Annotated in this window: 10 protein-coding genes; 7 read left to right on the top strand and 3 right to left on the bottom strand. The window is 72.0% G+C overall.

Translation table 11 applies throughout. From position 1 onward, the window contains the following. The first annotated feature begins 95 nt into the window (after nucleotides 1-95). From ABC270_RS17675 to ABC270_RS17660, 4 genes are read left to right on the top strand one after another with little or no spacing between them, the layout of a single operon-like run. The gene (locus tag ABC270_RS17675; protein ID WP_412882013.1) at nucleotides 96-1,235 is read left to right on the top strand and encodes an ABC transporter substrate-binding protein; all 1,140 of its coding nucleotides are present in this window, start codon (nucleotides 96-98) and stop codon (nucleotides 1,233-1,235) included. A 5-nt stretch (nucleotides 1,236-1,240) separates the two neighbouring features. Then, nucleotides 1,241-2,299 carry an ABC transporter permease gene (locus tag ABC270_RS17670; protein WP_412882012.1) on the top strand — a complete coding sequence of 353 codons (1,059 nt, stop codon included), beginning with the start codon at nucleotides 1,241-1,243 and terminating at the stop codon, nucleotides 2,297-2,299. Continuing rightward, nucleotides 2,296-3,156 carry an ABC transporter permease gene (locus tag ABC270_RS17665; protein ID WP_412882011.1) on the top strand — a complete coding sequence of 287 codons (861 nt, stop codon included), beginning with the start codon at nucleotides 2,296-2,298 and terminating at the stop codon, nucleotides 3,154-3,156. Before ABC270_RS17670 ends, ABC270_RS17665 begins: the two co-directional genes overlap by 4 nt. Next, a complete protein-coding gene (locus tag ABC270_RS17660; RefSeq protein ID WP_412882010.1) occupies nucleotides 3,153-4,223 on the top strand; it encodes an ABC transporter ATP-binding protein in 1,071 nt (356 codons plus the stop codon). The genes ABC270_RS17665 and ABC270_RS17660 overlap by 4 nt, the downstream gene beginning before the upstream one ends. A gap of 268 nt (nucleotides 4,224-4,491) precedes the next feature. Here the strand turns inward: ABC270_RS17660 and ABC270_RS17655 are convergent, their stop codons facing one another. Continuing rightward, nucleotides 4,492-4,971: an NUDIX hydrolase gene (locus tag ABC270_RS17655; RefSeq protein ID WP_412882009.1), complete on the bottom strand. Its 480-nt coding sequence runs from the start codon at nucleotides 4,969-4,971 to the stop codon at nucleotides 4,492-4,494. A gap of 57 nt (nucleotides 4,972-5,028) precedes the next feature. Here ABC270_RS17655 and nagB point away from each other — a divergent pair, with 57 nt between their 5' ends. Beyond that, the gene (gene nagB / locus ABC270_RS17650; RefSeq protein ID WP_412882008.1) at nucleotides 5,029-5,814 is read left to right on the top strand and encodes a glucosamine-6-phosphate deaminase; all 786 of its coding nucleotides are present in this window, start codon (nucleotides 5,029-5,031) and stop codon (nucleotides 5,812-5,814) included. Between the two features lie 27 nt (nucleotides 5,815-5,841). On the opposite strand, the gene ABC270_RS17645 is transcribed toward nagB, so the two are convergent. Next, nucleotides 5,842-7,017, bottom strand: coding sequence for a MalY/PatB family protein (locus ABC270_RS17645; protein ID WP_412882007.1), 1,176 nt, complete (start codon nucleotides 7,015-7,017; stop codon nucleotides 5,842-5,844). A gap of 92 nt (nucleotides 7,018-7,109) precedes the next feature. On the opposite strand from ABC270_RS17645, the gene ABC270_RS17640 reads away from it, so the two are divergent. Then, nucleotides 7,110-8,696, top strand: a complete 1,587-nt coding sequence (locus ABC270_RS17640; protein ID WP_412882006.1) for an MFS transporter — start codon at nucleotides 7,110-7,112, stop codon at nucleotides 8,694-8,696. 3 nt (nucleotides 8,697-8,699) lie between these two features. Here ABC270_RS17640 and ABC270_RS17635 read toward each other — a convergent pair whose 3' ends face one another. Then, complete coding sequence (locus ABC270_RS17635) at nucleotides 8,700-8,966, bottom strand: hypothetical protein (RefSeq protein ID WP_412882005.1); 267 nt, start codon at nucleotides 8,964-8,966, stop codon at nucleotides 8,700-8,702. A gap of 66 nt (nucleotides 8,967-9,032) precedes the next feature. Between ABC270_RS17635 and ABC270_RS17630 the strand changes: the two genes are divergently transcribed. Continuing rightward, on the top strand, nucleotides 9,033-9,233 hold the full coding sequence (locus tag ABC270_RS17630; protein ID WP_412882004.1) for a hypothetical protein: 201 nt from the start codon (nucleotides 9,033-9,035) through the stop codon (nucleotides 9,231-9,233). The last annotated feature ends 80 nt before the right edge of the window (nucleotides 9,234-9,313 follow it).

The following is a 9,313-nucleotide window of genomic DNA, read 5'->3' as shown; positions in this document are numbered from 1 at the left end:
GCCGATCCGGACCGCTCACCGGCCCCGGCCATCCTCGTCTCCGACCGAGTCGCACAGTCGTGCGGAACGGATCCCCGACCCGGAAGGCACACCCCGTGCAGCACAAGCGCACCCTCGCCGGCATCGCCCTCGCGGCCGCCGCCATCGTCACCCTCGCCGGTTGCTCGGCGACGAGCAGCGCGTCCACGAAGGACGACTCCGACTGGAAGACCGCGACGAGCGCCGAGTCCGCCGGCGGCATGGACGCCCTCGTCAAGGCCGCCAAGGCCGAGGGACAGCTCAACGTCATCGCGCTGCCGCCGTCGTGGGCGAACTACGGCAAGATCATCGACGGCTTCACGAAGGAGTACGGCATCAAGGTCAACTCCGCGAACCCGAACGGCTCGAGCGCCGACGAGGTCGCCGCGGTGAAGTCGCAGAAGGGCCAGTCCACCGCCCCCGACGTGCTCGACCTCGGCAACGCCGTCCTGCAGCAGAACCTCGGTCTGCTCGCCGACTACAAGGTCGCGAACTGGTCGGACATCCCCGACTCGCTCAAGGACGCGGACGGCGGGTGGACGCGCGACTACACGGGCCTGATGTCGATCGGCTACGACTCCTCGAAGATCACGACCGCTCCGAAGGACCTGAACGACCTGCTCGGTTCCGAGTACGAGGGCAAGGTCTCGATCGCGGGCGACCCGACGCAGGCGAACCAGGCCGCGAGCGCGGTGTACCTCGCCGCCCTCGAGAACGGCGGGTCGGCGGACGACATCACGAAGGGCGTCGAGTACTTCGGCAAGCTCAAGCAGGCCGGCAACTTCCAGAACGTCCTGCCCTCGCAGGCGACCGTCGCCTCGGGCGAGACGCCCGTCGTCATCCAGTGGTCCTACAACAACCTCGCCTGGGGTCCGGCCGCCGGGTCGAGCGGGAACAAGAACTGGAAGACCGTCGTCCCCGAGGGGCAGGCCCTCGGCTCGTACTACTCGCAGGCGATCAACAAGGACGCCCCGCACCCCGCGGCCGCGCGCCTGTGGCAGGAGTACATCGCGAGCCCGACCGTGCAGAACCTCTACCTGCAGGCCGGCGCGTTCCCGTCGACCCTCGCCGCGCTCGAGAAGTCGGGCAAGGTCGACCAGGACGCCCTCGAGGCCGCCGGCGGCATGCCGAAGGACTACGTCGAGCTGACCGACGACCAGGTCACGGCCGCCGCGAAGGTCCTGTCCGCGAAGTGGTCCGCCACGATGGGCTCCTGACCGGCATGACCACCGCATCGGCTCCCGGGGTGCCCACCGCCCCCGGCACCGGGGTGCCCAGCGCTCCCGGCACCCGGGCGCCCAACGCCCCCGGCACCGCGGCGCCCTCCGCCCCCGTCACTGCCGGGCCGGCCGCCACCAGTGCGGCGCCCGTCGTCACCAGCGCGACCGCAGCGACCGATGCCACTGCCCGCCGCGGCGCCGGACCCCGTGTCCGGCGCCGCGTCGGCGTCGCCTGGCTCGGCCTCACCCCGTTCGCCGCGTACGTCCTGCTCTTCCTCGCCGTCCCGGCCGTCATCGCGGTGGGCAGCGGCTTCTTCGACGCGTCCGGAAGGTTCACGTTCGCGAACCTCGCGGCGTTCGCCGACCCCACCGTGCTCCGCGCCTTCGCTGCGTCGTTCGGTCTCTCCGCCGTCTCCGCCGTGGTCGGCGCGGTGATCGGGGCGGTCGTGTGCTGGGCGCTGTCGGCCCTCCGGCCCGACGGCCTGGTCCGCTCCGCGATCGACGCGGCCGCGAGCGTCCTCGCCCAGTTCGGCGGGGTCATGCTCGCCTTCGCGTTCATCGCCACGATCGGCGTGCAGGGGCTCGTGACCACCTGGCTCGTGTCGACGTTCGGCGTCGACCTCAACGCCGGTGGTGCCTTCCTGTACACGGTCCCCGGGCTCGTCCTGCCTTATGTCTACTTCCAGGTGCCCCTCATGGTCCTCACGTTCATGCCCGCGCTCGAGGGCGTGAAGACGCAGTGGGGCGAGGCCGCCGCCACCCTCGGCGCCTCGCGCGCGACGTACTGGCGGCGCATCGCCCTCCCCGTGCTCGCGCCGGCGTTCTGGGGGTCGCTGCTGCTCCTCTTCGCCAACGCGTTCTCGTCGTTCGCGACCGCCGCGGCGCTCATCTCCCAGGGCGGCATCGTCCCGCTCACGATCCGCGCGCAGCTCACGAGCGAGACGATCATCGGGCTGCAGAACGTCGCCGGGGTGCTCGCTCTCGGCATGGTGGTCGTGATGGCCGTCGTGATGGGCGCCTACTCGCTCCTGCAGCGACGAGCCGCGAGGTGGCAGCGATGACCGCGGGCACCGCTCCGCGGACCCGGCCGGGAGGCACGGGTCGGCCTCGGCGGTTCGGCGCGGCCCCGTCGCGGGTCACCGCCGCGATCGTGCTGGTCGTGGTCGGCCTCGTCTTCGCCGTCCCACTCATCGCACTCCTGCAGTTCACCTTCCGTCAGGGCACCGACGGCGGTCTGACCCTCGACCACTACACGGCGCTCACCGACCCGGTGAACGCGGCCATGTACCAGCCCGTGTTCGACGGCCTCGGCGCCTCGCTGCTCATCGCCGTCATCACGGTGGCGATCGTGCTCCTGGTGCTGCTGCCCGCCCAGATCATCACCGCACTCCGCTACCCGAGACTCCGCCGCGTGCTCGAGTTCGTCTGCATCGTGCCGATCACGGTCCCCGTGGTGGTGCTCGTCGTCGGCTTCATCCCCGTGTACCAGGTGGTGTCGCAGGTGTTCGGCTCCGGGGCCTGGACGCTCGCCTTCGCCATCGGCATCGTGTCGCTCCCGTTCGCGTTCCGTCCCGTCGCCGCAGCCCTCACCGCGATGGACGTCACCGTCCTGTCCGAGGCGGCCCGGTCGCTCGGCGCCTCCTGGTGGACCGTGACGTGGCGCGTGCTGCTGCCGAACCTCCGCCGTGGCATCACCGCCGCGTGCTTCCTCACGATCACGGTCGTCCTCGGCGAGTACACCCTCGCCTCGTTCCTCTCCCGCACGACGTTCCAGACGGCGCTGCTGCTCGTGCAGTCCACCGATCCGTACGTCGCCGCGATCTTCTCGCTCGCAGCACTCCTCTTCGGGTTCGTGCTGCTCGTCGTCATCGGCCGGGTCGGTTCACACCGCCGGAACGGCCCGAAGGAGTCCGCATGACCACCACCGCCCCCGCCGCACCGGCTACGCTCGCGAGCACCGGCGCCACGGTCGAACTCGTCGACGTCGAGAAGCACTACGGCGCACACCGGGCCCTCGCCGGCCTGTCGCTCCGCATCGAGCCGGGCGAGTTCGTCTCGCTCCTCGGCCCGTCCGGCTGCGGCAAGACCACGGCGCTCCGGGCACTCGCGGGACTCGAGGCCGTCGACGCCGGCACCGTGCGCATCGACGGCGCGGACGTCAGCGCCGTGCCGGTCAACCGTCGCGACATCGGCATGGTGTTCCAGCAGTACTCGCTCTTCCCGCACATGACGGTCCGGCAGAACGTCGCGTTCGGCCTCGAGATGCGGAAGGTCGCGGCGGCCGCGCGCCGCGAGCGGGTCATCGAGGCGCTCGACATGGTCCACCTCGCGGAGTTCGCCGACCGGTACCCGCACCAGCTCTCCGGCGGGCAGCAGCAGCGCGTCGCCCTCGCCCGCGCCCTCGTCACCCGGCCCCGGGTGCTCCTGCTCGACGAGCCGCTCTCCGCACTCGACGCCAAGGTCCGCGTCTCACTGCGCGACGAGATCCGCCGCATCCAGAGCGACCTCGGCATCACGACCGTGTTCGTCACCCACGACCAGGAGGAGGCGCTCGCCGTCTCCGACCGGATCGCGGTCATGCGGGCGGGGAACATCGAGCAGGTCGGCACCCCCGAGGAGCTCTACCGGGCCCCGGCCTCGGCGTTCACGGCGGACTTCGTCGGGCAGTCGAACCGGATGCACGGCGACCTCCGCGGCGGCGACGTGTTCGTGTACGGGTTCACGGTGCCGGCGATCGACCGCGCGGCGGCGGACGGCCCCGTGGTCGCCTACGTCCGCCCCGAGGACGTGGCCTTCGCGTCCGAGGGCATCACCGGCGCCGTCGTGTCGTCGAGCTTCCTGGGGTCGATCCGCCGCACGACCGTCCGCCTCGACGACGACACCATCGTCACCGTGCAGCACGAGGTCGGTGACCGCCGGGTCGCCGGCGAACCCGTCGCCGTGCGCCTGACCGGCGCACCCGTCGCGGTCGAGCCGCTCGCGTAGCGAGCGCGGGGCGCCGGGCGCGCCGGGGCGTTCGCCGACGCGCGGCGGTCCCCGGCGCGAAAGCGACAGTTCGCGTGGGAGCCGTGCCGTCCACGCCGGGAAAGCGACAGTGTGGTGCGTTCCGCGCGCATGACATCGTCGCTTTCGCGAAAGCGACAGGACATGACGGGCTGGGTCGCGGTCGGAGGCGTCGGCCGACGGACGGGAGGCACGGTGCGGGCCCGCCCCGCGCCTCCAGTCCGACCCGTGGCGCGTCAGCGCCGACCCGTCAGCGCTGGAAGCGCGTCGCCACCTCGTCCGACAGCGCGGCGTCGACACGGGCACGCATGTCCTCGGACATCGAAGGCAGCGCGTCCAGCCGGGCCCAGAACGCCTCGGTGTTCTCGCCGTCGGCCGGGAACGGCGTCCCCGAGACCCAGCGGAACGCGAACACGAGGTCGAGGTACTGCGCGCGGTCGCCGTTCGGGTACGTCATCTCCGGCAGGACCTGCACCCAGGCGAGCCGCTCGGCCTCCGCGACGACGTCGGCTTCCTCGAGCACCTCGCGCGCAGCAGCCACGGCCGGTTCCTCGCCGGGGTCGACGATGCCGGTCACGGGCGTGTACGCGCCCGTGTCGGCCCGACGGACGACCAGGAGCTCGCGGTCCGCGCCGGAACCGCGCGTGACCACGGCGGTGACGCCGGTGAGCCAGAGCGGGTGCTTCCCGATGCGCTCGCGGAGGGACAGGACGAAGTCGGGGGTCGGCACGCACCCACGCTACGGCACACCCTGTCGCGGACTGGTCATGACCAGTAGGGTGGGACCGTGGAGATCATCATCCTGCCCACGCCGGCGGAGGTCGGTCGCGTCGCCGCGGCCAAGATCGCCTCCGTCGTCGCGAAGAAGCCGTCCGCCGTCATCGGTCTCGCCACCGGGTCCAGCCCGCAGGGCATCTACGCCGACCTGCGGCGTCGCGTCGAGGCCGGCGAGATCTCGTTCGCCGAGGCCCGCGGGTTCGCCCTCGACGAGTACGTCGGCATCCCGCTCGAGCACCCGGAGTCGTACGCATCCGTCATCGCCCGCGACGTCGTCGGCCCGCTCGGCTTCGACCCGTCGCGCGTCCGCGTGCCGGACGGCCGCGCCACCGACCTCGAGTTCGCCGCGAAGGAGTACGACGCCGCGATCCGCGCCGCGGGCGGGGTCGACGTGCAGATCCTCGGCATCGGCGCGAACGGGCACATCGGCTTCAACGAGCCGACCTCGTCGTTCGCGTCCCGCACCCGCATCAAGACCCTCGCGCCGTCCACGCGCGAGGCGAACGCCCGGTTCTTCGACTCCCCGGACCAGGTCCCGACGCACTGCATGACCCAGGGCCTCGGCACCATCCTCGAGGCCGGCGAGCTCGTCCTCGTCGCCCAGGGCTCGGCCAAGGCCGACGCGGTGGCCGCCGCGGTCGAGGGGCCGCTGTCGTCCTTCGTGCCGGGTTCGGCGCTGCAACTGCACCAGCACGCCACCGTCGTGGTGGACGAGGAAGCCGCCGCGGGTCTCCGGCTCGCCGACTACTACCGCTACACGTACGACAACAAGCCGGAGTGGCAGCGGTTCGAGTGACGCCCGTCGCGGCGGCTCGGATCCCGCTCAGTGCGCTGCGCTGAGCCGCCGCAGTGCCTCGTCGAGGGTCTCGGCGGAGCAGCCGAAGTTCAGGCGCACGTGTCCGGCCCCCTGTCGGCCGAAGTCGAGCCCACGGGACAGCGCGACCGCCGTTCGGTCCAGCAGGACCGCGGCGGGGTCGTCGCCGAACGGCAGCGCACCGAGGTCGACCCAGGCGAGGTAGGACGCCTGGGGCTGCCGGTACCGCGAGCCGGGCAGCACGTCGCCGAGCCGCTCGGCCAGCGTCCTCCGGTTCACGGTCAGTTCCGTGAGCAGCGAGGCGAGCCAGGGTCCTCCCTCGCGGAAGGCCGCCACGCTCGCGGTGTAGCCGAGGATCCCGGTGCGCTCGAAGACCTCGGCCGGCATCCCGTCGAACCAGGCCCGCGCCCGCTCGGACGCACCGACCATCAGGGCGCACTTCGTGCCGGCGAGGTTCCACGCCTTGCTCGCGCTCGTCAGGGCGACGCCGAGGCCGGCGGCTTCCGGGCACGAGTCGAGGAACGGTGTGAAGACCGCGTCGGCGTGGGTCAGCGGGGCGTGGATCTCGTCGGACACCACGACGGCGTCGAACTCCGCGGCGAGCCGGGCCAGAGCGGCGAGCTCGTCACGGGGGTGCACGAGGCCGAGGGGGTTGTGCGGGTTGCACAGCAGCACGGTCCGGACGCCGTCGGTGAACGCCCGGCGCACCCCGTCGAGGTCCATCCGCCAGCCCGCCGTCGTGGCAGCGGCGCCCTCGCCGTCCTCGTCGTCCGGCGGCAGCAGGGGGACCTCGGTCACGGTGCCGCCGGCTTCGGTGACGTACTCCCAGAACGGTGCGTAGACGGGCGGCATGACGACGACGCGGTCACCCGGCTCGATGACCCGGCGCAGCGTCTCGACGGCCGCGACCGAGACGTCCGTCGTCGTCCGCACGAGGTCCGGATCGACGTGCCACGACCAGCGGTCTCGGGCGAAGTCGGCGAACGCCTCGGGCAGCGCTCGGCCGTGTCCGACGTAGCCGGTGTCCCCGTTCGTGACCGCCGCGACGAGGGCGTCCCGCACCGGTTCGGCGAGGGTCACGTCCATCTCGGCGACGAACATCGGCAGGACCTCCGGGGGGAAGGCCGTGTACTTCTCGCTCGTGCGGGTGCGGTGCGCGTCGAACGCGGAGACCATGACGCTCATGCAGCCATCCTCGCAGCGTGGCGCCGTCGGGGTACGCGCAGGCCCCGCACGCTGCGAGTCGCCGTCGTCCACGCGCCTACCGTGGCGGTGTCATGGCTGCCGAACACCGCAAACCCGTCGAGCCCGATGCGGCTCCCACCGTCGCACACCACGCCGCGCACCACGCGGCGACCGTCGAGACGCCCGCAGCGCCGTCGACGCCCTCGTCAGCGCCCACGTCGCCCGCCGGGCGGGACAGCAGCGAGGACGGCGGTGACCAGCCGGACCCCAACCGCTGGAAGGCCCTCGTCATCTGCCTGCTCGGTGGCGGCATCGTGCTGCTCGACGTCTCGATCGTCAACGTCGCACTGCAGTCGATCTCGTCCGGACTGCCCGGTGCCACCCCCGAGGCCGTGCAGTGGATCCTCTCCGGGTACGCCCTGGCCTTCGGCCTCCTGCTCGTGCCCGGTGGCCGACTCGGTGACGCCTCGGGTCGTCGGCGCATGTTCGTCATCGGCGTCGGACTCTTCACGCTCGCGAGCGCCCTCTGCGGCTTCGCCCCGAACGGGCTCGTGCTCGTGATCGCGCGACTCGTGCAGGGCTTCGCGGGTGGTCTGCTCACCCCGCAGGTCACCGCGCTCATCCAGCAGCTCTTCCGCGGCAAGGAGCGCGGCACCGCGTTCGGCCTCTTCGGTGCCACGGTCGGCATCGCCACCGCGATCGGCCCCCTCGTCGGCGGGCTGCTCATCACGGCGTTCGGGACCGAGAACGGGTGGCGCTTCGTGTTCTTCGTGAACCTGCCCGTCGGACTGATCACGATCCTCCTGGCGTTCCGGTACCTGCCCGCCACCGCGAAGGCCGAGCGTGGCCGGAAGCACGACTTCGACCCGGTCGGCATCGTCCTGCTCGGTGCCGCCGTCGTCGCGCTCCTGCTGCCCTTCGTGCAGTCCGAGGTGTGGAAGGGCAACACGAAGTACTGGCTCGTGGTCGTCGCGGTCGTGTTCGCCGTGCTCTTCGTGCTGTGGGAGCGCCACTACGGCCGGACCAAGGAGCCGGTCATCGACCTCGGGCTCTTCCGCCGCCGGTCGTTCTCACTCGGTGTCGGCCTCGCGACGCTCTACTTCGCCGGTTTCACACCGCTGTTCTTCGTCCTCACGCTCGCACTGCAGTCCGGCCTGGAGTACTCGGCCCTGCTCGCCGGACTGTCCTCGGTGCCGTTCGCCATCGGCTCCGGCATCGCGTCGACGATCGGCGGGCGGATCGTCCACCGATTCGGTCGACAGCTCATCGTCGTCGGGACGATCCTCGTGCTGCTCGGGCTCGGCGGGGTCATCTGGGTCGTCGCGAACCACTACCGCTCCGACCTCGGGTGGTGGCTCGTCGTGCCGCTGCTCGTCGCGGGCGTCGGCTCGGGGCTCACGATCTCCCCGAACCAGACCCTCACGCTGTCCGAGGTGCCGGTCCAGCAGGGCGGCTCCGCCGGTGGTCTCATCCAGGTCGGTGCCCGCGTCGGCTCCGCCATCGGCATCGCGGCGGTCGGGAGCGTCTTCTACTCGGCGCTCGCCGACTCGAAGGGCGACTACGGGCAGGGGCTGCCGCTCGGCCTCGGTGTCGCGCTGGTGTTCGTCGCAGCGGCACTCGTCGCGGGGATCGTCGACGTCGTGGTCGGGAAGGTCAAGGGGACCGAAGCGTCGGTCTGACCGTCAGGCGACGATCCCGGGTTCGTCGGGCGCGGCGAGCGCCCGACGCATCTCGGACGTCGGGGCCTCCCAGAGCGGAGCATCCGTCCGGACGACGGCGAGCACATCGTCGAACATCCCGGTGCGAATCGACAGGCCACGTGCCCGAGCGGTGCGCCGGACCGCGGCGCGGAGCGTACCGACCGGCGTGCTCGCGCCCGTCCGCACCACCGCTTGCCCGAAGCCTTCCGCACGCTCGATCAGCGCAGCCGCGACGGCGTCGATGTCCATGCCGTCCATCATGCGCTCGGCGCGCCCGCGTCGCCGACACGGTGCGAGACCGTCTGGGAGACTCTGGTGCTGGAGTTCTCGTGGTGGGTGTGGAGCGTGTTGTTCGCAGCTGCGGTGGCCGCGCTCGCGATGCTCCTCCGGTCCGCTGTCCTCGCCGTGCGCGCGGACGGGTTCGGACGCGGCCGGCTGCACCGCGGCGCAGCGGCTCCGTGGTTCTGGGGCGCGGTCGCCGTCGGTGTGATCGACGGTGTCCTGCTCTTCGGCTAGCGGACCCCAACCGCTCGCGTGGTCGTACCCGGTGATGAACCGTGTGCGGCCGTCCTCGGTGGGGACGTACCGCCAGTACC

Source organism: Curtobacterium phoenicis (assembly GCF_047238015.1).
In the GTDB taxonomy this organism is placed as follows: Bacteria; Actinomycetota; Actinomycetes; order Actinomycetales; family Microbacteriaceae; genus Curtobacterium.
Note: the sequence above shows the minus strand (reverse complement) of the source record. Positions and strands in the feature narration are given on the sequence as shown.